Origin of the sequence: Solibacillus sp. FSL K6-1554, assembly GCF_038005185.1 — a bacterium.
GTDB classification, from domain to species: domain Bacteria; phylum Bacillota; class Bacilli; order Bacillales_A; family Planococcaceae; genus Solibacillus; species Solibacillus silvestris.
Map to the genome: position 1 here is coordinate 354,561 of NZ_JBBOSS010000001.1, position 21,483 is coordinate 376,043.

Annotated in this window: 22 protein-coding genes and 1 other RNA gene; 18 read left to right on the forward strand and 5 right to left on the reverse strand. The window is 39.1% G+C overall.

The genetic code is table 11. The features are described 5' to 3' along the window. The first annotated feature begins 137 nt into the window (after positions 1 to 137). From MHB58_RS01750 to MHB58_RS01780, 7 genes are read left to right on the forward strand one after another with little or no spacing between them, the layout of a single operon-like run. On the forward strand, positions 138 to 788 hold the full coding sequence (locus MHB58_RS01750; protein ID WP_008406217.1) for a GntR family transcriptional regulator: 651 nt from the start codon (positions 138 to 140) through the stop codon (positions 786 to 788). A 24-nt stretch (positions 789 to 812) separates the two neighbouring features. Next, the gene (locus MHB58_RS01755; protein WP_340734563.1) at positions 813 to 1,739 is read left to right on the forward strand and encodes an ACP S-malonyltransferase; all 927 of its coding nucleotides are present in this window, start codon (positions 813 to 815) and stop codon (positions 1,737 to 1,739) included. Positions 1,740 to 1,741: 2 nt separating this feature from the next. Then, positions 1,742 to 3,391, forward strand: coding sequence for a malonate decarboxylase subunit alpha (gene mdcA, locus MHB58_RS01760; protein ID WP_340734564.1), 1,650 nt, complete (start codon positions 1,742 to 1,744; stop codon positions 3,389 to 3,391). 12 nt (positions 3,392 to 3,403) lie between these two features. Further along, a complete protein-coding gene (locus MHB58_RS01765; RefSeq protein ID WP_014824901.1) occupies positions 3,404 to 4,273 on the forward strand; it encodes a triphosphoribosyl-dephospho-CoA synthase in 870 nt (289 codons plus the stop codon). Beyond that, complete coding sequence (locus MHB58_RS01770) at positions 4,227 to 4,523, forward strand: malonate decarboxylase subunit delta (protein WP_008406224.1); 297 nt, start codon at positions 4,227 to 4,229, stop codon at positions 4,521 to 4,523. Before MHB58_RS01765 ends, MHB58_RS01770 begins: the two co-directional genes overlap by 47 nt. After that, positions 4,516 to 6,204, forward strand: coding sequence for a biotin-independent malonate decarboxylase subunit beta (locus MHB58_RS01775; RefSeq protein ID WP_014824900.1), 1,689 nt, complete (start codon positions 4,516 to 4,518; stop codon positions 6,202 to 6,204). Before MHB58_RS01770 ends, MHB58_RS01775 begins: the two co-directional genes overlap by 8 nt. Beyond that, positions 6,195 to 6,797, forward strand: coding sequence for a malonate decarboxylase holo-ACP synthase (locus tag MHB58_RS01780; protein ID WP_014824899.1), 603 nt, complete (start codon positions 6,195 to 6,197; stop codon positions 6,795 to 6,797). Before MHB58_RS01775 ends, MHB58_RS01780 begins: the two co-directional genes overlap by 10 nt. 120 nt (positions 6,798 to 6,917) lie before the next feature. Here the strand turns inward: MHB58_RS01780 and MHB58_RS01785 are convergent, their stop codons facing one another. From MHB58_RS01785 to MHB58_RS01800, 4 genes are all read right to left on the reverse strand, one after another. Beyond that, positions 6,918 to 7,448 (reverse strand): GNAT family N-acetyltransferase, encoded by a 531-nt coding sequence (locus MHB58_RS01785; protein WP_014824898.1) that lies wholly within the window; start codon positions 7,446 to 7,448, stop codon positions 6,918 to 6,920. A 181-nt stretch (positions 7,449 to 7,629) separates the two neighbouring features. Next, a non-coding RNA gene (ssrS, locus tag MHB58_RS01790) (6S RNA) lies at positions 7,630 to 7,821 on the reverse strand. A 158-nt stretch (positions 7,822 to 7,979) separates the two neighbouring features. Continuing rightward, a complete protein-coding gene (locus MHB58_RS01795; protein WP_008406231.1) occupies positions 7,980 to 8,624 on the reverse strand; it encodes a YfbR-like 5'-deoxynucleotidase in 645 nt (214 codons plus the stop codon). A 368-nt stretch (positions 8,625 to 8,992) separates the two neighbouring features. Next, positions 8,993 to 9,181 carry a YjfB family protein gene (locus MHB58_RS01800; RefSeq protein ID WP_014824897.1) on the reverse strand — a complete coding sequence of 63 codons (189 nt, stop codon included), beginning with the start codon at positions 9,179 to 9,181 and terminating at the stop codon, positions 8,993 to 8,995. Between the two features lie 543 nt (positions 9,182 to 9,724). Here MHB58_RS01800 and MHB58_RS01805 point away from each other — a divergent pair. From MHB58_RS01805 to MHB58_RS01835, 7 genes are all read left to right on the forward strand, one after another. Further along, positions 9,725 to 10,468 carry a LysM peptidoglycan-binding and 3D domain-containing protein gene (locus MHB58_RS01805; protein ID WP_014824896.1) on the forward strand — a complete coding sequence of 248 codons (744 nt, stop codon included), beginning with the start codon at positions 9,725 to 9,727 and terminating at the stop codon, positions 10,466 to 10,468. A gap of 86 nt (positions 10,469 to 10,554) precedes the next feature. Next, positions 10,555 to 11,094 (forward strand): superoxide dismutase family protein, encoded by a 540-nt coding sequence (locus MHB58_RS01810; RefSeq protein ID WP_014824895.1) that lies wholly within the window; start codon positions 10,555 to 10,557, stop codon positions 11,092 to 11,094. Positions 11,095 to 11,458: 364 nt separating this feature from the next. Beyond that, positions 11,459 to 12,487, forward strand: a complete 1,029-nt coding sequence (locus MHB58_RS01815; protein ID WP_008406235.1) for a TAXI family TRAP transporter solute-binding subunit — start codon at positions 11,459 to 11,461, stop codon at positions 12,485 to 12,487. Between the two features lie 84 nt (positions 12,488 to 12,571). Further along, on the forward strand, positions 12,572 to 13,078 hold the full coding sequence (locus MHB58_RS01820; RefSeq protein WP_014824894.1) for a DUF1850 domain-containing protein: 507 nt from the start codon (positions 12,572 to 12,574) through the stop codon (positions 13,076 to 13,078). Continuing rightward, entirely contained in the window at positions 13,071 to 15,086 is a 2,016-nt protein-coding gene (locus MHB58_RS01825; protein WP_340734565.1) for a TRAP transporter permease, read from the forward strand. Before MHB58_RS01820 ends, MHB58_RS01825 begins: the two co-directional genes overlap by 8 nt. Before the next feature lie 168 nt (positions 15,087 to 15,254). Next, entirely contained in the window at positions 15,255 to 15,392 is a 138-nt protein-coding gene (locus MHB58_RS01830) for a hypothetical protein (RefSeq protein ID WP_014824892.1), read from the forward strand. 148 nt (positions 15,393 to 15,540) lie between these two features. After that, a complete protein-coding gene (locus MHB58_RS01835) occupies positions 15,541 to 16,653 on the forward strand; it encodes an amidohydrolase (protein WP_340734566.1) in 1,113 nt (370 codons plus the stop codon). A 310-nt stretch (positions 16,654 to 16,963) separates the two neighbouring features. On the opposite strand, the gene MHB58_RS01840 is transcribed toward MHB58_RS01835, so the two are convergent. Continuing rightward, the gene (locus MHB58_RS01840; RefSeq protein WP_014824888.1) at positions 16,964 to 17,671 is read right to left on the reverse strand and encodes a Fe-S oxidoreductase; all 708 of its coding nucleotides are present in this window, start codon (positions 17,669 to 17,671) and stop codon (positions 16,964 to 16,966) included. A 109-nt stretch (positions 17,672 to 17,780) separates the two neighbouring features. On the opposite strand from MHB58_RS01840, the gene MHB58_RS01845 reads away from it, so the two are divergent. The 4 genes from MHB58_RS01845 (at position 17,781) to MHB58_RS01860 (ending at position 21,456) form a co-directional block, all read left to right on the forward strand. Then, the gene (locus MHB58_RS01845) at positions 17,781 to 18,209 is read left to right on the forward strand and encodes a DUF4395 domain-containing protein (RefSeq protein ID WP_014824887.1); all 429 of its coding nucleotides are present in this window, start codon (positions 17,781 to 17,783) and stop codon (positions 18,207 to 18,209) included. A 371-nt stretch (positions 18,210 to 18,580) separates the two neighbouring features. Beyond that, positions 18,581 to 19,855, forward strand: a complete 1,275-nt coding sequence (locus tag MHB58_RS01850) for a polysaccharide deacetylase family protein (RefSeq protein WP_014824886.1) — start codon at positions 18,581 to 18,583, stop codon at positions 19,853 to 19,855. A 26-nt stretch (positions 19,856 to 19,881) separates the two neighbouring features. After that, positions 19,882 to 20,376: a sigma-70 family RNA polymerase sigma factor gene (locus MHB58_RS01855; protein ID WP_008406246.1), complete on the forward strand. Its 495-nt coding sequence runs from the start codon at positions 19,882 to 19,884 to the stop codon at positions 20,374 to 20,376. 3 nt (positions 20,377 to 20,379) lie between these two features. Beyond that, a complete protein-coding gene (locus tag MHB58_RS01860; RefSeq protein WP_014824885.1) occupies positions 20,380 to 21,456 on the forward strand; it encodes a S26 family signal peptidase in 1,077 nt (358 codons plus the stop codon). Positions 21,457 to 21,483 lie beyond the last annotated feature (27 nt).

A 21,483-nucleotide genomic window follows, 5' to 3' on the forward strand; every position in this document is an offset into this window, starting at 1 on the left:
ACAATAATATTTACATAAGCAAGGAAAATATTATTTTTTTAAGAGAAAAAATGATTATACGATTGAAATTTACGTTTTAAAGATATAATATGTATTGTATACAGTCGACTATGTTTAGTTAAAAGGAGAAGGTTTAGTTGAATTATTTTGAGAGAGCATTGGACAATGCCTTATCGATTAGAATCGCCAATAACTTGTTGGAACAAGTGTTGAGTGGCGAGTTAAGACCAGGAGATCAAGTCGTTGAATCGATATATGCAGAACAGTATGAAACGAGCCGCTCCCCTGTAAGAGAAGCAATTTATTTATTAGCGACAGAAGGAATTATTGAACGTGTTCCAAGAAAAGGGGCATTTATAAAAGGCTACACATTAGATGATATGAAAGATCTATTGGATGTGCGCAATCATTTGGAAATGCTGGCAGCCGAACGTTTAGAAAATCCCAGTAAAGAAAAAGGCACACTGAAAGAAATGAAAGCCGTATTAACTAAAATGACAAAAACGAAAAGCTATACAGAATATACGCACTTAAACTATCAATTTCACTTTCTTATATTCAAGTTAAGCAACAGTCCTGTTCTGAATGATATGTACAGTAAAATTGCGCTGCCATTACTGCGAATTCAAGTAATCCATTTTTCCAATAACGAAATTATTGAAAAATCGATTATCGAGCATACAAAAATATATGAATGCTTAAAGAATGATGACTTGGATCAGCTGAAATCCATATTAAGAAAGCATACAGAGGATGTTATTTTCAGCGTCCGAAATAAGCAGTTATAAAGCAAAGGGAGGGGGAAGTCAACAATGAAACAGGCATGGCTTTTTCCAGGGCAAGGTTCGCAATATGGCGGGTTTTTAGATGCACTTCCTACACACCCAACTATTAAAGAAACCTTGGATGAAGCTTCAGATGTTTTAGAAACAGAAATTAAGCTGCTTGCAACAGCTGAAAAATTAAAGAGCACAAAAAATGTCCAACTTACTATGCTGACGGCCGGTGTTGCAACAGCCCGGACCTTTCTAAATGAAGGCGCAGCACCAGACTATTTGGCAGGTCACTCGGTTGGCGCATTTGCCGCTGCGGTGACGAGTGAGGTACTAACATTTAAAGATGCCCTGCATTTAGTTTCACTTCGTGGGGAACTGATGGAATCTTTGCAGGATGAGGCGTATGGAATGGCAGTTGTTGTAGGATTACCCGAATCAACTCTTATAGAAATTACGCAAAAATTCCATACGGATCAAAAACCGGTCTATGTATCAAATCGCAATGCACCGCAGCAGCTGACTTTATCAGGTCATAAGGAAGCGATGCAAAATGTACTGGACTACGTATCTGGAAAAGGGGCAAGTTCCGCAAAGATGCTGAATGTTTCTACACCATCCCATTGTCCATTGTTTCTACCTGTTCAGGAAAGGTTAGCAATGGAAATGGAGAACATAACGCTTCAAAGGCCGAAATTTCCGTTGATTGCAAATCGCAATGCACGGGTACTTCGCCAGCCTTCTCATATCGTTCAGGATTTGGCTGAAAGTATTGCTTTACCTGTCAGATGGCATGATGCAACTTCGATCTTATTTGAAAATGGAGTTCGTCAATTTATTGAAATGTCGCCAGGGGATGTGTTAAAAAAACTTGCCAAAAATGCGTTTCCAGAGGCGGATAGTTATAGCGTGGAAAAGAATGGATTTAATGATTGTCTATATTTAGCAAAAAATGAAGGGGTGTAAATATGGTATTAATTCAACAGCAACGTTCTTGGTCAACAAGATTGGAAGGAAAGAAAAAGAGATTAGCGGAAGTGGAGCATCTAGTAAAGGGTGTTACAATTCCTACAGAGAAAATTGTAGATGTACTTGAGTTGCTTATTAAACCGGGGGATCGGGTTGTTTTAGAAGGAAATAATCAAAAGCAGGCGTCATTTTTATCTCAAGCACTCGTAAAGGTCGATCCAGAGCGTGTACATGATTTACATATGATTATGTCCAGTGTGTCACGTCCGGAACATTTAGATATTTTTGAAGAAGGCATTGCTAAAAAAATTGACTTAAGTTTTGCTGGTCCACAAAGTTTGCGCATCGCTCAAATGATTGAAGATGGAAGGTTAGTTTTAGGGGATCTGCACACGTATGTTGAGCTTTATGGAAGATTATTTATCGATTTAATTCCGAATGTAGCGTTAGTTGCAGCAGATAAAGCAGACCGCTTCGGAAATTTATATACAGGACCAAATACAGAAGAAACACCAACAATTGTAGAAGCAGCAGCTTTTCGTGATGGAATTGTAATTGCTCAAGTAAATGAAATTGTGGATGAATTGCCACGTGTCGATATTCCGGGTTCTTGGGTCGATTTCATCGTTGAAGCGGATGAACCATATGAGCTGGAGCCGTTATTTACACGTGACCCGCGCCATATTACAGATATTCAGATTTTACAGGCGATGATGTGTATTCGCGGTATTTATGAAAAACATGGCGTTCAATCATTAAACCATGGGATTGGTTTTAATACAGCTGCAATCGAGCTGCTATTACCTTCATATGGTGAGCAATTGGGCTTGAAGGGGAAAATATGCAAAAACTGGGTTCTTAATCCGCACCCGACATTAATTCCGGCGATTGAAACAGGCTGGGTAGAAAGTGTTCACTGTTTTGGCGGTGAACTAGGGATGGAAAAATATGTGCAGGCACGTCGAGATATTTTCTTCACAGGGAAAGATGGCAGTCTTCGTTCGAATCGTACGTTGGCGCAGCTTGCAGGTCAGTATGCAGTGGATCTATTTATCGGATCGACGTTGCAAATGGATGCATACGGCAATTCTTCGACGGTAACAAAGGGACGTGTTGCAGGTTATGGTGGTGCACCAAATATGGGACATGATCCGGGCGGACGCCGTCACTCAACGGAAGCTTGGTATAACATGATGACGAGTCAGGATGAATTGGCTCGTGGGAAAAAGCTTGTTGTACAAGTTGCCGAAACATTCCAGGATGCCAACACACCTGTTTTTGTTGAACGTTTAGATGCAATTGATGTAAAGAAACAGGCGAATTTAGCAGTTGCCCCGGTCATGATTTATGCGGAAGATGTTACACATGTTGTGACAGAAGAAGGGATTGCCTACCTATATAAAACTGATAGTCCTGCAGAACGAAGAGAAATGATTGCTTCGATTGCAGGGGTAACACCGCTAGGGATGGAAAATGATGTGAAGCGTACAAAATCACTTCGCGAGCGCGGTTTAGTGGCAATGCCGGAAGACTTAAATATTTTACGCGGTGAAGCGAACCGTTCATTGTTGGCAGCAAAAAATATTGACGAGCTTGTTCAATGGTCTGGCGGATTATATGAGCCACCATCAAAATTCAAAAGTTGGTAAGGAGCTGAAGGAATGAAACAGCATGTAATTTGTAAACGGATTGCTGATGAGGCTGTTGCAGCATTAATCGAAGAAGTTCAATTGACACCAAAGCCAGGTTTAGTAGATACAGAAAATAATGGTGCACATCATGATTTATCTTTAACAAAAATGCAGAATTCAGCACATTCTTTGCACAATACGTTTTATCAAATGGCAATGCTGAGTTTCAACCGACAGCCAACAGTAGAAATAAGGGAACAATTTGGTGCAATTGGACGGAATGGTGAAAAGGAAATGTTTGCGGTTACTGAAAATAGTAATACGCATAAAGGGGCAATCTGGTCGATTGGATTACTTTGTTCCGCAATAGCTCGAAGACAGGGCCAAGTACTCTTCCCGCAAGTATTTAATGATGCTGCGGAACTGGCCAATCTTCCGGATCAATATATTCCAAAGTCCAAAACAAACGGAAGTAAAGTGAAAGAGAATTATGGGATTCCAGGTGCCAGAGAAGAAGCACAGCAGGCGTTCCCTCATATTCAAAAGTTTAGTTTGCCAGCATTTTTACAAGCGGCTCAAAGGATGTCGCTAAGAGATGCGAAACTTCATACGTTACTAGTATTGATTGCAAATTTAAACGACACTTGTTTACTTCATCGAGGCGGTCCAGAAGGATTGGAGCTTGCGAAACAGGAAGCGCAGAAACTGCTAACAAACTTTTCAATTTCAAATATGAAGAAACTAGATGAGTTTTATATTAAGCACTGGTTATCTCCAGGGGGATCGGCTGATTTGTTGGCGGCTACATTATTCGTAATTAATATGTCAGATAAACTGAAAAGGGGTGCACAGCATGGAAAAGTTGAATTACACGTTTCAGGCAAATCGTCCGGTTACTAAGCAAGCACATATTGGGGTTGTAGGATCGGGGGATTTAGAAATACTGATCCAGCCAATCGAAGGCTCGGAAACAAAAGTAGAAGTTCGTACAGGTATTACGGGTTATGCTGAAACTTGGCAAAAAGTAGTGGAGCGTTTTGTTTTACAGCAAGATATATTGGCTTCAATTAAGATTAATGATTTCGGGGCAACACCAGGTGTCGTATCGATACGACTTGCACAGGCAGCGGAGGTGGTTTTCGGTGAATAATTCTATTAAATTACCTGTAAGTATAGTAGAGAGTAAGGCAAGAGAACGTGCACTATTACTACTAGATGAAGGAACAGCAAATGAAATATTAGGTCCATTCGACTTTTTTGAATCACCACATTTAGAAGCACAAAATATTGTACCGCAAAGTGATGACGGGATGATCATAATGCAAGGGACAATTCGAGGTCGTCGTTCATTAGTTATTTCAATAGAAGGAAGTTTCCAAGGTGGGGGAATCGGTGAAGTTTCCGGGGCGAAATTTGCAGGTGCCTTAGAGCGTGCATATGAATCTTGTGAAGCAGGGGAACTGATTTACCCGGTCATCATTTACGATACAGGCGGCGTTCGTCTCCAAGAAGCAAACTACGGGTTGCTTTCGATTGCTGAAATTAGTTCGGCGATTGTTGCTTTGAAAAAGTATGTACCTGTAATCGGCATTATTCCGGGGAAAGTCGGTTCTTTCGGAGGGATGTCTCTAACAGCTGGACTTTGTTCTGCTCTAATCATGACACGAGAAGGTCGACTTGGTATGAATGGCCCTGAAGTAGTTCAGCAAGAAGCGGGTATTCAAGAGCTAAATGCAAAACAGAAACCTTTCATTTGGAAAATGATTGGTGGATCAATGCGCTACAATTCGAAATTAGTCGATGCTGTTATTGAGGATGATGTTGTCAATTACTTAGATACGCTGGAAAACTTATGGACAAATAACAACTTCAAACAAAGAACAATGGAGTACGATACATTCTTAAATATGCTGAACCATTTGCAGTTTAAACAGAAAATCGGTACTGATGAAGCCCAGGAGATTTTAAGTAACCGATCGGAATTGGCAACTGGTGAAGCAACGATTACAGATGGGGAAAATACGAGCAGAGGCCGTACGTGGTTTAATGCATTTACAAATAATGCACCATCAATTTCAGAAACGCCATCTGTTTTAGTGGCAGATGCCCATTTAAATGGAGAAAAAGCTCGTTTCATTGCTGTTGTGCCAAACAGTGAAAATAAATTTTACCGTGCCCGCAATGGGGAGTTTGGTCTGCAGGAAGCCTGGACGGTTGCGAAATATGTTCATCAGGCAATCGAAGAAGATAAGGATTCATCAGAAAAGAGATTAATCGTTCCAATTGTCGATGTTCCGGGTCAGGCATTCGGCTACCATGAAGAATTATTCGGCATTTATTTAGCGTGTGCAGCAAGTGTTGAGGCATATGCAGTTGCTCGACAAAGTGGGCACCCAATTGTTACATGTGTTGTAGGAAAAGCAATTTCAGGGGCATTTCTGGCACACGGAATGCAAGGAAACCGTATTATTTCGCTTGATGATTCAGAAGTGCAAGTACATGTAATGTCCAAGAAGTCTGCAGCTCTTGTTACAATGCGTACTGTTGAAGAATTGGACGAATTCGCGAAGTCTGTTCCATCGATGGCGTATGATGTCCATTCATTCAAAACACTAGGTGCATTATATGAGTTAATCGACGGTATTAACGCAGACGAACCATCTAATGAACAAGTTCAAAAAGTCATTCATTCGATTACATCGGCAAAAGAAGATATTATTCAGTCCGGAGATAGAACGTTGGCAAATCGAATTCAATCAACAATAGCGGTTGAAAATGGTCGTAAGGCATCGATTGCTGTACGTGGGAAAATCGCACAACAATGGAACTAACTGTACATGATCTAGTGTTTTTGAAGTCCATGGATCAGATTGATTACTTTGGTCAATATCCTGATTGGATGAATGAGGATGAAATGGCTCAAGGCATTGCTGTTGTGAGACGAATGAAAGTAGAGGACGGGAAAGTTGCGATAGGCTTTCGTGGGGACAATCGATCTAAACGATTTGCAGCGATTACAACTATATCTAACATTAAACGAGTAATTCGGCCTTTTGATGTTCTGGCAAATTCATATCCTGCGACCCATATTCAGTCGCTTACTTATATCGAAAAGGTATTGGATGGTTTAAAATGGGGAATTGGCGGAAGTGTAGGTTTTTCGATGGCAACAGGAATCACTGTTTGCCATGAAAACAGTGATATTGATATTATTTTATACTGCAAAAGGTTGCAGGAACTCGATCAATTGACGCCCCTTCTTTCTCAGCTACAGAAAAGTGCTCACCGTGTTGATGTCCAAGTGGAGATTTTAGGCGTTGGGGCGGTTGTTTTAGCTGATTACTTAAACCACTCTTCTTTTATAGTAAGAACGAGTACTGGACCGATTCTGCTTGAAAAAGAGTCATTGATCTATAAGGGATAGCGAATTATATAATTTTTTCCTCATTAAATAACGAACAGTTATTTAATGAGGGTTTTTGTTATTCGTAAAATTAAAGGCTTATTTCTAATTAAAGAAATAGGCAGTAGGGAAGGAATTAAATCAGTCGGTTTTTAGCCGTGAATACATATTGATATCGATAAAGTTTCCTTTAGATTTTTCGTATTGTCTAAGAGTTCCTTCAAACTTGAAATTAAGTTTTTGTAAAACCTTGATTGAATTGACATTAGCGGGTTCTACTTTTGCCTCAATTCTATTCAGTTTTAAAGTTCCGAAAGCACAATCCAGTAACGCACTAATACCTTCTGGAGCAAATCCCATGCCCCAATAGGCTTTGGCAATGTCGTAACCAATCTCCGCCTTTGCATTGTCAAAATCTATAGCGTTAAATCCACACGTACCTATTATTTCATTCGAATCCCGTTCAATCATGCTGAAACGAACAGCTTTACCGGCCTGAGCCAAACCCTCAAGCAGTTCGATCATTTCTTTCGCCTGAGTTTCATGTGTAAAGCTGGATATGTTCATGAATTCAGTTACATGTGGATCAGACCATATTTTAAACAAGCTGGGTGAGTCTGAAGGTTCCATTCTTCTCAAATACAATCTTTTAGTATTCAGTTCTTGTATCAATTTTATTACCTCCAATATTTTTTAATCAGTTAGATAAAAAATATTGCCATCTGCGCATAGCTCAGTCCCTTCAAGGTTATAGATTTTATATTCAGATGATACCAGGAAAAAGAAAATAAAAAAACACCTACACATAAATTCGTGTAAGTGTCTGTATGTTGTTATGGCTGTATTGCTTATGTAAGCAGCCACATTGCCGTAGTTATTATAGAAAGTTTTAAACCACCACTCCTCAAAGTGGGTGTTCGCAAATGCTATCCTGTCTATCCTGAAGTCAAAAGAGTCCAGGCACGCCATTCCAACATCGATGTAAAACTCCCTGTATAAGTATAAAGGTTAAAACTTAATATTCGTACGTACAACGTAGCCTTATTGTTATCTTATAGTAAGTTAATGTGGAATGCAATAAAGTATGTTTTAAAAAAAAAGTCAAATAATTTGAATGGCTTTATTGAAGTTTTTCGAAATCAAAAGCTGGATTTATTACCAAAATAAAAAAGCCTTCCTTATATATTAGGAAGCCTTCCGTTATTATTCTGTATGCTGCTGTAAAATATTTTCTGTTAAAAGTGCAATATCGATGACTGTCTTTTCCGTTACAACATCCGATAAAATTTCGTTACGGAAATAGTCTACAGATACCGGCAGATCGATCAACAGTAACTTGCTTAGTGCAGTTTCATACATATGAACAAATTCTTTGTCGGTATTTCCTCGCTTCAGTTCTGAAAATGACTCGTAAAACTGATCCAGCTTATCGGCAAACTCAAGCAGTCGTCCTTCAATTGTGTGATCCTTGCCTTCTTTCATACGGTCAAAAAATACATCCTGTAAATCAAGCGGAATTTCTTCCAGAATAAATTTTTCCATCATTTTCTCTTCGACATGTGAAAGCATTTGCTTTAGTTCAACGCTTGCATGTTTGACAGGTGTTTTAATGTCCCCGATAAACACTTCGGCAAAGTCATGATTAATCGTCTTTTCATATAACGATTTCCAATCAATTTGACTGCCTGCACGTTCCTCCAATGTTGCAAAAAACATCGCATACTGCGAAACCTTCCACGAGTGTGCTGCCACATTATGCTCTTCAAATTTAAAGCGGCCCGGACAACGGATGATACGCTCTAAATCATTTAAACTGGTAAAAAACGTATGGATACCTATAATAATCACTCCTTTTTGTTTATATCATCATTGTACTATTAGTTATACCCGAAAAATGATTTTTTAAAAGTGTTTAACCGAAATTTAACGTGCGGTTTACATTAAGGGATGATGTTTTTCTAATTAAATGAAAAAAATTCTAAAAAGCGTATTCAATTGTCCAATTAAAGTTGGATTATCTAATATAGTATGAAGAATTTCTAAAATGTCTCCTCGTTTTGCTAATATGTGATTCAGAAGTGCCAATAACAGGAGTCTAATTTCTAATAACTAAAAAAATCTTCTAATATCTTCAATCCTGCCAAATGCAAAACCTGTATTTAAAAAAAGAAAGGACGCTCACGTAAAATGATGAGCGTCCTTTCTTATTTTTAAAACTAAACCTGGACGTCAATCATTTGTCCTTTATAAGGGTGGGGTGCTGGAGTTGCTTGCGGTTGGGGCATTGCTTCAATCATTTGAATAGCAGTTGCCGCGCCGGTATTCATTGCCTTGTCTAAAATACTCATCTGCACAGTTTGCTGTAGCGAGGCGAGCTGAGCTGACATGATGGTGTTTAATTCCATAGTAAACCCTCCTTTTCATTTGTACTACCCGTAAAAGACCGATTGGTTCAACTAACAACCAGTAAGGGATGAACATCCCTACTGGTTGAAGTTTCACTTTATCCCGCTTTAACGGGCAGTAAATTATCTGCCTCGAAAGCGTAGCGGCAGAGGCAAAGCTTCGGCTTCTAACCGGGAAATCAACTGCCCGTAAAAGCCCGATTGGTTCAACTAACAACCAGTAGGGGATGAACAACCCCTACTGGTTGAAGTTTTACTTTATATCGTCAAAATTGAAAGAATTATTAAAGGCATAGGCGGATTTGTAATAAGTCTGAAAACGAATTCCCATTTATTATTTCTCCTTTTCCTGTCACTTCGCAAAAAAATGGAAAATCTATGTATAAATCGCTTCAAATTTAGTAATAATTATCCAAAAGCTCTGCAATGTGCTTGTAATGGAGGGTTCATATCCGCGTCATCGTGTTGCAATGTATTTGCTGTAAGGTTAAAGCAGAGTCAAAACAAATTAAATTTATTTGGGAAATATGGAGGGACAGAAATTTGACAAAGAAAAAATTAATGGCAGTTCTATTGGCAGGAGTATTCGCTACAGGGGGGCTATTTGCATCTCAAGCTTCTGCAGATACTTATACAATCCAACCTGAAGATACACTTTATAAAATAAGTAAACAGTTTCAAACATCAGTTGAAGAGATAAAGGAATTGAACAATTTAAATAGTAATACGATTTTTGTTGGGGATACATTAAAAATTGGTGGTCATGATGAGAAAGTATATACGATTTCACCAGGGGATACGTTGTTCCATATTGCATTGGCCCATGATGCAACAGTTGATCAGCTGCAAAAATGGAACAATATCGATTCAGATTTAATTTATGCGGGTGACGCCATTACAGTATCCGGATCTCAACAGGAGTATGCCAAGAGTGAAGTGAAAAGCGCGACAGGCGGTACACAAGCGAAAACTTCAACAAGTTCAGTTCCTGATACAGGAAGAACAATGACTGTTGAAGCGACAGCATACACAGCCTATTGTGAAGGATGTTCAGGTACAACGGCAAATGGTACGGATTTACGCGCCAATCCAAATTTAAAAGTAATTGCAGTAGACCCACGAATCATTCCGTTAGGGACAAAAGTTTGGGTTGAAGGATATGGGGAAGCCATTGCAGCTGACACAGGCGGGGCAATTAAGGGAAATAAAATTGATGTATTTATTCCAGATTTAGATAACGCCTACGAATGGGGCCGCCGTTCAGTAACAATCAAAATTTTAGACTAATATGAAAGAAGCCACTCAAATTTTGAGTGGCTTTTTTGTATAATCAGCCCTCTTTATTGAAATACTAGCTGCAAGGAGGGGATAGTGTGCGAGTAATTAGCTTATTTGTATGTGTACTATTATTAAGCGGATGTAATTTATTTCAAAAGGAAACCGTCCCGGTAAGTGCACCAGAAGCATTATCTGCGAAGGCGCAGATGTATGATACAAAGAACAACCTAGTTGGTGAAATCTTATTTAAAGAATCATCTAAAGGAGTCGAACTGACTGCTGTTTTAAATAATTTACCGCCGGGTGATCACGGAATCCATCTACATGAGTTTGGGAAGTGTGAATCTCCAAGCTTTGAATCGGCAGGTGCCCATTTCAATCCAACGAAAAAGCAGCATGGCGTCGATAATCCAGCAGGCCCACATTTAGGAGATCTTCCGAATATTACTGTGGATGATGCAGGTGAAGTGGAATTAAACTTTGTGACAGCCGATTTTACACTTGAAAAAGGGAAAGAAAATTCCCTGTTTGATGAAGATGGCACATCTGTTGTCATTCACGAAAAAGCAGACGATTATAAAACAGACCCATCAGGGAATTCGGGAGCTCGGATTGTATGTGGGGTAATTAAGTAATAGTCGTTAAAGCAAGGAATCGAATGCTAAACACGAAAAATACCATTTTCTCTAAAAGTGAGAAAGGGTATTTTTTTATTTTAAGTAATAAATTAGAATTAGAAATGCAATTCGAGTTGTAGATATCATATATTAGAAAAATAAATTTATTCATTTATTATGCATAACATTACATTATTTGATAGAAGAAATTGATTTCAAAATTAAAAAAAGTTAGTGAAAAACATCATTCTATAGCACTTTTATGCTTTTAATAGAAGATTAAAAAATACTGAATAATTAGACTTTTAAGATATTAATTGACTTTTGAATATTTGTGTATGTAAAATGAATTCTATAATAAGGTAAAAAGGGGGATAATTTCATGTTCAAGTCTAAAAATATGCTTTTCTTATTAGTGCTAAGTGCTTTCATTTTAGTTCTGGCTGCATGTGGTGCGGATGATGAGGCTGAAACATCATCAGGTACTGAAACATCAACTGGTACTGACACAACGGATTCTGGTTCTGAAAAAGCAGATTTCGGGGATGTTAAATTTTTAAGTATTTTAACAGGTGGTACGCAAGGGACTTACTATCCATTAGGAGGAACATTTGCGGATTTAATTACAACGGATACAGGGGTAAAAACAACTGCTGAGGTATCACAAGCTTCAGCTGCCAACATGACAGCTTTAGCTGCAGGTGATGGTGAAGTTGCATTCGTTCAAACTGATATTGCTTACTATGCAACTCAAGGTACTTTAATGTTTGAAGGACAAAAAATTGACTCTGTAGTAGCATTAGGTGCTTTATATCCGGAAACAGTTCAATTAGTAACATTAGCGGATTCAGGCATTAAAACATTTGCAGATTTAAAAGGTAAAAAAGTTTCTGTAGGTGCACCAGGTTCTGGTACTTATGCAAACGCTGAGCAATTATTGGAAATCCACGGATTATCAATTGAAGATGATATTCAAGCACAAAACTTAGACTTCGGTGAATCTACTGATGGTATTCAATCAGGTCAAATTGATGCAGCATTCATTACAGCTGGTTACCCAACTGGTGCTGTAGAAGCTTTAAATGCTACAAATGGTGTACACATTATTCCTGTTGAAGCAGACAAAGCAGCAGAATTAATCGAGAAATACCCTTACTATGCAGTAGATAATATTCCTGCTGGCACATATGGTTTAGAAGCAGAAGTTCCTGCTGTTTCTGTAGGTGCAATGTTAGCGGTAAATAAAGACCTGCCAGAAGATTTAGTGTATGCAATGACAAAAGCAATCTATGATAATACAGATAAAATTGGTCATGCTAAAGGCGAATTTATTAAAGCTGAAACAGGCTTAGACGGAATCGGTATTGAAGTACACCCAGGTGCACAAAGATACTTTGACGAAGTAAAGTAATTAGGGAAAACTAAGGGCCTCTGTCGCAAAAAAAGCTTCAGAGGCCTTTGTTGTATTTTTATATTTAAGCGAGTGATCATCCAAATGAAAAAATGGATTTTTATCATCCTTGTTCTTCTAAGTATTATCGTTTGGTTTATTCCTTTTGAACGGAGCATAACTTTTACAGAGACAAGAGTAGAAAAGCCGGTTCAACACTTTTTGCCGTTAAAGAATGAAAATGAGTTCCAGCTGGTTTTCACCCATTCCATACATTTAACGGATGTGACAGAGAGCTATAAAGTGCTGCCTACAAATGAATTTCAGCTGCTTGCAATGGAATACACCGATGTAGCTATTGGGATGCCCGGACATGCAGAGGAAGGGCAGACTCTTCATTATGAAGATGGTGTTTATACACTTCAATACAACGATGCAAAATTAGAAGAATTTACGTTACATATTGGGAATGTCAACTATAAATTAAATCTTCAGCATAAAGGCATAGTCATTCCTTTAAAAAAGCATTTAGTACGTGGGAAATCCTATTTAGTAACAATTAAAAGATTGTCTTTATATGACAAATTGAAAGGAGTCGAATTAGATGACTGACAAAAAAGCGGCTTTAGATCCTGGAGCTTTACACGAATCACTTACTTTGGAACAGCAGCAGGAATTATTGGAAAAATACGATTTGGAATCGAATCAGCGTAACCCTCAAAATTTCATGAAGCATATTATCTATTTTGGTTTGCTGGCATTTACACTTTTTCAAGTATACACGGCAATTTTCGGGCAGTTTCCAGCGCAAATCCAGCGTACGGTTCACATTGGATTTGCACTGACGTTTGTGTTTCTATTATTCCCGGCAAGCCGTAAGCTATCAAAACGGACTATTCCGTTTTATGACTATATTTTAGCTGTTGTTGCTATTGGTGTAGGGAGTTATTGGGTAATCAATTATGACCGGCTTGTTCAAAGTTTAGGTCAACTTCAAACAATGGATTTCTATATTGGAATTCTGGCGGTAATTATCGTATTGGAAGGTGCCCGTAGAGCGGTCGGATTGCCGATCACAATAATTGCCGGGCTGTTTTTACTTTACGCATTTTACGGTCCGTATATGCCGGACTTTATGGCACACCGCGGGCAAAGCTTAGATAGCATTGTAAACTTGATGTTCTTCTCGACAGACGGGATTTTAGGGACACCATTGGCGGTATCTTCTACATTTATTTTCGCGTTCCTATTATTCGGTGCGTTCCTTGTAAAAACGGGGGTAGGGGAATACTTCAATGACTTAGCGATTTCGGTTGCCGGAAAATTAGTAGGTGGTCCTGCCAAAGTAGCGATTTTCTCATCTGCCCTGCAAGGCACAATTTCAGGAAGTTCTGTAGCGAATGTAGTAACTTCCGGATCATATACGATTCCGATGATGAAACGTCTCGGCTACAATAAAAACTTTGCTGGTGCAGTAGAAGCATCGGCATCAACAGGTGGTCAGTTAATGCCGCCGATTATGGGTGCTGCAGCATTCTTAATGGTTGAGTTTATCGGTCGTGGTGTTACGTATTGGGATATTGCCAAGGCAGCTGCCATTCCGGCAATTTTATACTTTACAGGTATTTGGATCATGACACACTTTGAAGCGAAGCGTTTAGGATTACGTGGCTTAAAAGATGAAGAGATGCCGGATCGCTCTAAAGTATTCAAGAAAATCTATTTACTTATTCCAATTGTATTAATTATCATCCTCATGATGTCTGGTGTACCGGTAATTCATGCGGCGCTATACGGTATTATCTCCTGTATCATCGTCGGGTTTATTAATCCGGATGTGAAATTCGGTCTTAAAGAAATTATCGATGGAATGGTTGATGGTGCACGTTCGGCATTAGCAGTAGCTGCTGCAACAGCTTGTGCGGGTATCATCGTCGGTGTTGTTGTAAAGACAGGTCTAGGGCTGTCTCTTGCAAACAGCTTAGTAAAATTAGCAGGGGGCAGTATTCTCCTTACATTATTCTTTGTAATGATTGCTTCGTTAATTTTAGGTATGGGTGCACCGACAACGGCAAACTATGTTATTACATCAACGATTGCTGCACCGGCTATCATTGCATTACTTGCACCGGATGTACCGGCAAGTGCAGCTCCACTGATTGTAGTTTTATCAGCGCACTTCTTCGTGTTCTATTTCGGTATTATAGCCGATATTACACCACCTGTTGCGCTCGCCGCCTTTGCAGCATCCGGTATATCAGGAGGAGATCCGATTCGTACCGGTGTGAACTCCGCGAAGCTTGCCATCGCGGCATTCATTATTCCGTATATGATTGTCTTTTCACCGGCATTGCTTATGATTGATGTAACGATCTGGCAAATCTTATGGGTAGTGTTTACTGCAGTCATGGGTATGATTGCAATAGGTGTCGGAATTATTGGCTACTGGTATCGCCCTGTGAGCTGGATTGAACGCATTGTTTTATTGGCAGCAGGTTTAGCGATGATTTATCCTGAATCATTATCGGATACAATTGGACTTATTGTATTTGGAATTATGTTCGTGATTCAATACGTTACTAGAAATAAAGAAAACGGTTCAAAAGTGGCCATTTCATAAAAAAGAGAGCGTCTGAATATTTAATTCAGGCGCTTTTCTATTTATCTCGAAAATAGATAGATTTAATACTTTTTATGCATTAGGTGCATTTATTTGTTGATTTTCATGAAAATCCATTATATTATTTAAATTAATTAAAAATTCAAATAATTAAAGGGGAGAAATAATATGTCAACACTTTTAAAGTCGACGTTTGAAACATACTTATTTGACGAAGAGGTGGAATTTGAGTTAGCCGAGCAGCAAGAGGTAACGGAAAGTGAAGAACGCACTCAATATCCCCAAGGGTTTTTCTCAAGCTTATAAAGGAGTTTTTAAAATGAATTTAAAAATATTACGGCGTCTATCCAGCGAAACTATTTGGATAGATGTCGTTTTTTTAGGCACTAATAATGTAGTATGCGAAAATTGTACTGTATAATAGAAGTACTAAATAATATTCGAGGTGCGTTTCATGTTAGCGGTTAATTCTACGGAACAAATGATTTTTGATTGGTTTCAATATTTCCATGCAAACCCTGAAGTAAGCTGGAAAGAGATAAAAACAACAGCAAAATTAGCAGAAATTTTAGATGATATGGGCGTAAGCTATAAAAAATTTAACGATGTGACTGGCCTTGTCGCGGAAATCGGAAAAGGCGAAGAAACAATTGCGGTTCGCGCGGATATTGATGCACTATGGCAGGAAGTGGATGGCGTTATGCAGGCAAATCACTCTTGTGGACATGATGCAAATATATCGATTGTTTTAGGTGCGCTCTATGCATTAAAGAATGAACCTTTGAAAAAGAAAATCCGATTTATTTTTCAACCGGCTGAAGAAACAGGTGGCGGGGCATTGGCGATGATTGATCGCGGTGTAATGGAAAATGTTACCCATTTATTCGGTGTTCATTTACGTCCTATGGAAGAGCTGCCATTAGGGAAAGTATCACCCGCAATCAATCATGGTGCTGCAGCATTCTTAACTGGGACAATTACTGGTATTGATGCACATGGCGCTCGTCCGCACCAGGGAAAAAATGCGATTGATGTCGTCGTAGCGATTCAGCAAATGCTGAAAAATATTCATGTCGATCCATTTGAAGTATACTCTGCGAAGATAACAAAAATTGTAGCAGATGGCGGAAGCGTCAATATTATTCCGGGTAATGCGACCTTCTCGATCGATGTGCGTGCACAGAAAAATGAAGTCTTGGCGCAAGTACAGCAGGAAGTTGATAAAGGCTTGAAACAAATTGCGGAGATGTTCGATACTGGGCTGGCATGGAATTGGATGGATGTTACACCAGGTGCGGAAGTATCATCCGAAGCGGCTGCAATTGCAGAACGCTCGATTGTTGAAGCACTTGGAGAGCAAAGTTTAGCACCGGCAGTGATGACACCGGGAAGTGATGACTTCCATTTCTATACGATCAAAAATACTGAGTTAAAGGCAACGATGATCGGCGTTGGTGCAGATCTTGGTCCTGGACTCCATCATCCAAAAATGACCTTTGATGCAAAGGCATTGCTTGATGGCGCCAAAGTAATAGCAACAACATTGAAAAACAGTGCAACGAAATAAGAAGGTAGGGCGATGCTATGAAGTTTATAGCATCGCTTTTGTTGTGCGCTTGAGTGGTTGCCGTGATATTAGAAAAGTTAACCCGGATATTAGACAAACGGCGATACTTATTAGAAGATCGGATACCTATATTTGAACATCTCGGCCCTTTATTGGAACATCGGCTTACTTTATTAGAACATCGGGAGTTTATTAGAACTTTTCTAGCGATATTAGAAAAAGTAAGCCATTTATTAGAAAAACGTGCCCCCAGCAATCCGGTCCAAATAAAAAAGTGCCGCGATTACTTGGCGGCACTTAAAACAAAACCTTATTTCATCGGGCAAAATCCGCAAGCCATTAAGCCGGGGATGTCTTTTGAAAAACAGCAGCTTTTGCGGACAGGCTGATTGATGAGAGCGGAAGGGCTTTTTCCTCCTGTATAATTTAAAAACAGCGATTTGTCTGAGAAGTAGCGCCAAACATTTTTATCTTCAAGCATGTCCAAGTCCTCGAAAGCGCGGTCAGCCAATGCCGGATTTTCGAGTAATGTATGGAAGTGCCAAAGCATGTATCCGAAAATATTTTCCCATAAAGTAAGCGGCGAAATGGACGTTGTTTTACGTAACTGGCCAATGACGACCGATGTCTTATATAAAATGTCCGTCATCACTCGTTCGCGCTCATCATCTTCCACATAGCGGAAATCATTTGGGTTTATATACATCCCGAGTGTATGAATGCCGAACTCCTGTACAATAGCAAAGCGCAGATCTTCAGGCTTGCCGTCCCAAACTTCATCATACGTAGTCAGCATATAAAATTGCATTGCGACAAACATGCCGTAGCGACGTCCGAAGTGGGAAATGGCTGCAGCTTCTGTAGCAGCATTTGTAATGCCCATCATTAAATTGCGGAAATCCGTCAAATAGAAGTCTTTATGTAGATTCGCCAATGTAAATAATGGACGGTCAGGTTCTTCGGTAAAAATACTATAGGAATTTAATTGTCGTACTTGATCATAAGAAAGTGCAGGCATACATATCACCTTTTCTAAAAAAATATTTATATTTACTATACCATTTCTCTTCCCAAACGAGGTGAAAAACGCTAAAATGAATAAAACAGATAAGAAAGGTTGGTTTTTTATGACGAAACCGATTTCTATACCAAGACCATTAGTTCGTGTAAATCAGTGGGTAATATTTTTATCAGTCGTTGTCACATGGGTGTCAGGACAATTCTGGATTTTGGGCATTCCGTTAATTGCAAATTTACTTGGGATTTTCACCGGGTTTAATCCAATTATGCGCTTTGCAAAATTGTTTTTAACGAAAGATGTTAAGTCATATATTCCTGAAGAAATCGGACAGCAAAAGTTCAATTCAGCGATTGCGAGCCTATGTCTGGCAGGCGGAATAGCAGGGTTTGCCTTTAATCTGCCAGTCGTTGCCTATAGCTTTACGATTATGGTGGCAGTTGCATCATTTGTAGCAATTTTAGGCTTTTGTATCGGTTGCTTTATGTTGTTCCAATACAAACAGTACCAATATCGAAGTTCATTAAAAAATACTTAAAAAGATTTTTGGAAACGGGTTGACAATGATACTGATAATCATTATCATTATAACTGTAGCAAGAGCTTATTTGTAATACAGTACAAATAAGTCTGAGCTAACAACTTTTCTCCAGGAGTTTGTTAGCTCAGCCATAGCGTTCTAAACCCCCTCATTTAGAATGTAAGTTTGACTGTGTGTCAGACACTGAGTTTTTCACCCTTTATATTTTTCTTCTAGTTTTTCTTCCTTTGTTGGGAGACCCATTGCCCGTGTCGCTTACAGATACGGGTATTTTTGTGTATAAAAAAATTTCTGAAACTTTTTTGAAACTTATTTTGAATTTCTCCGTCTGTACGTTGCTTCAATAAAAAACGTAGGCGGAGGAAATGATGAAAAAGTTAATTGCAGTAGGGTTTATCGCTATATGCGTATTATTCCTGACAATTGAATATAGAGGTTCTAGTGAAAAGATTGAACGAGCGGTTGCAAACGAAAAAGAAATGGCAGGTAGAGAAAGTGGAACCCAAATAGAACAGGCAACACATCTATTTGAAAAAGTTATCGTCCTGAATGAGGAACAGCCGATTTATATAAAAGATAATACGCTCACTGAAATTGGAGTGGGACATCCGAATACTTCTTTTGCAATTGTAGGTGAAGATGAGCTTTATTATGAACTACGATTCGGAAAAATTTCAGCCTTCATAAAAAAAGGTAGTGCCACTGTAGAAAAGCGGTCGCTTCAGACGTTAGTAAATACAGAAATAACAAACTCAATCAAAACGACAGAACAAACAAAAGTATATGAAGAAAAAAATCTTACGAGCAGTGTGTTGCTGCAGCTTTCACAAGGGTTTCGCTACCCGATAGTGGGGGAGGTTGATGGGTGGTTTGTCATCAAAGTAGGAGAACGTGCCGGTTATATACATAAATCATCAGTTGAAATAGATGAAGGAATTCCAGTTTTAGTGTATCATCATATTTTGCCGAAAGAAGAAATGGTGACAAATACAAGTACGGTTTCTGTGCAATCATTTGAACAGCAAATGGCCTTTTTAGCTGAAGAGCAATTTACAACAATTTCGACAACACAGCTTTATGATTATTTGGAAGGTCGCCATATTTTACCGGTTAATTCAATTCTCATTACATTTGATGATGGTTTATTATCGACGAAGGTCTATGCCTATCCAATTTTAAAGGAACATGGATTTTCAGCGGTACAGCATATTATATCTTCTCGTACTGGACGATTTGAAGGCGAACAAGTATTTGACGGCAATGGACCGCTCCAATTTTTCACAGCCGATGAGATGAAGCAAATGACGGACGTTTTTCAGTTCGAAGCGCACACACATAACTTGCATCAGTTCAGTAAAGGAGCAGGAATCGCATTAGAGATGTCGTCTGCTGACATTGCGATGGATTTGCAGCAAAATGTTAATATGCTGACGGATGCAATTTCTTTAGCATATCCATTCGGTCATTACGATGAAGATATGATCGAAGCGATGAAGGAAGTAGGGCTGTTAATCGGTTTTACGACAAATGAAGGTTATGCTAATATGCAACAATCAAACTATGAGGTCAATCGATTCGGCATAACTGAAAATAAAACATTTGAACAGTTCACGTCCTATGTAAAGGGGGTGAACTGGTCTTAGAAATATAAGAAGGTGTTAATCGTTACATGAGAGAATTTGATGCAATTGTTGATGAGCACACGCGTTATTTAGTACGCATCGCTTATTTGTACGTTAAAAATTGGGCTACCGCCGAGGACATCGTACAGGAAGTATTTGTAACATACTTTCAGAAGAGCGACCAGTTTCGCAATGAGGCGTCATTGAAAACGTATTTAACAAAAATGACAGCAAATCGTGCAAAAGATTATTTACGCTCATGGAAGCATAAAAAGGATGTTGTTTTTGAGACGATTTTTGCTCAAACAAAAGGTACGGATGAAGAAGTTATACAAAAAGAGCATCTTGCATCACTAGAACAGAAGTTATTCCAGCTACCACTGAAATATCGTGAGCCGCTCATTTTATTTTATTATGACGAACAGTCCATTGCCGATATTGCACAGTATTTACAGCTGAATGAAAATACGGTGAAAACACGTTTGCGTCGAGCAAAGCAACAATTGAAAGAGTTTTTTAGCGAAGAGGGATTGGAGGAATGATGCATGGATCCATTTAAAAAACAACTGGATGAAATGATGGGTGATACACGCTTGCAGGAAAGTCGTATTAAGCAACGTGTGAAATCTGAATTGACTCCGCCCGCCCGAAAACAGAAACGTTCATGGCATGTTCAATTAGTGACGGCAGCTGTTGCAGCAGTTGCGGTATTCCTATTTATGACGGCCGTTCCTTTTACGCAAAATTCGGGAAATGAAGGACGGGGTGCCCCTTATGATCCGCTTGATGATTTAGCGGAAATTGCTACTCTTCAAAAAAAGAAGCAATTATCAACAATCGATTATGATTCCTTTGCACAGCTACCAGTGCTGGAACAATTATCGGATTTACAGTATGTAGATAAAGAAACCTTTACACTTGCAGGGAAAAAGGGACTTTACCATACAGTGATAGAACGTCAGGAAAATTTATTTGATGAAGCTGTATATGAAGCAGGCGATGTTGTACGAACGATGACAAATACGAGCAGTCATTTACCAATTTACGAAAACGCCTATTATGAAGTAGTCGCTGTTCCAGGAGACCGTGTCGTTTTGCAGGACGGCAAGCTAACGGTAAATGGGAAGCCTGTAAGATCGGAATTAAAAGAATTGTATGAGGAAAACGGCAATACGATTGCAGGAGGCTACGATCAATTATTAAATGCGCGTGAATACTTTTTGGTGAATCATTTCCCGGCAGAAAATACAATGCAGGCAGGAACAATTACCGCTGTGCATAAAATTTACGGGGAAGTCGTAGCATTGGCAGAGCAAAGTACAACAGCATCAATTTATTTTGGTTTAGAAAACGACTATTCACCAGAACAATATTTTGATCTTTATTTGTATGATCAGATTTTTGGAGATGGGTCAATTAGTGAAAGGTTAACTGCTAGTGACATTCCATTTCCGCATTCGAACCGTTTAGGTGAGCTGTTTTTGGAAGCATCTTACCGAAATGTTACGTATTTATCCGAATCGGAAGTGGAAATACGCTACCAGTATGACCGTGAATCTGTTGGGGAGTATGTATTCAAAATGTATAAAAATCCGACCGGCATTTGGCAGTGGGGAATGTAGGAAAAAGGGGTAGTGACGAAGATGTCG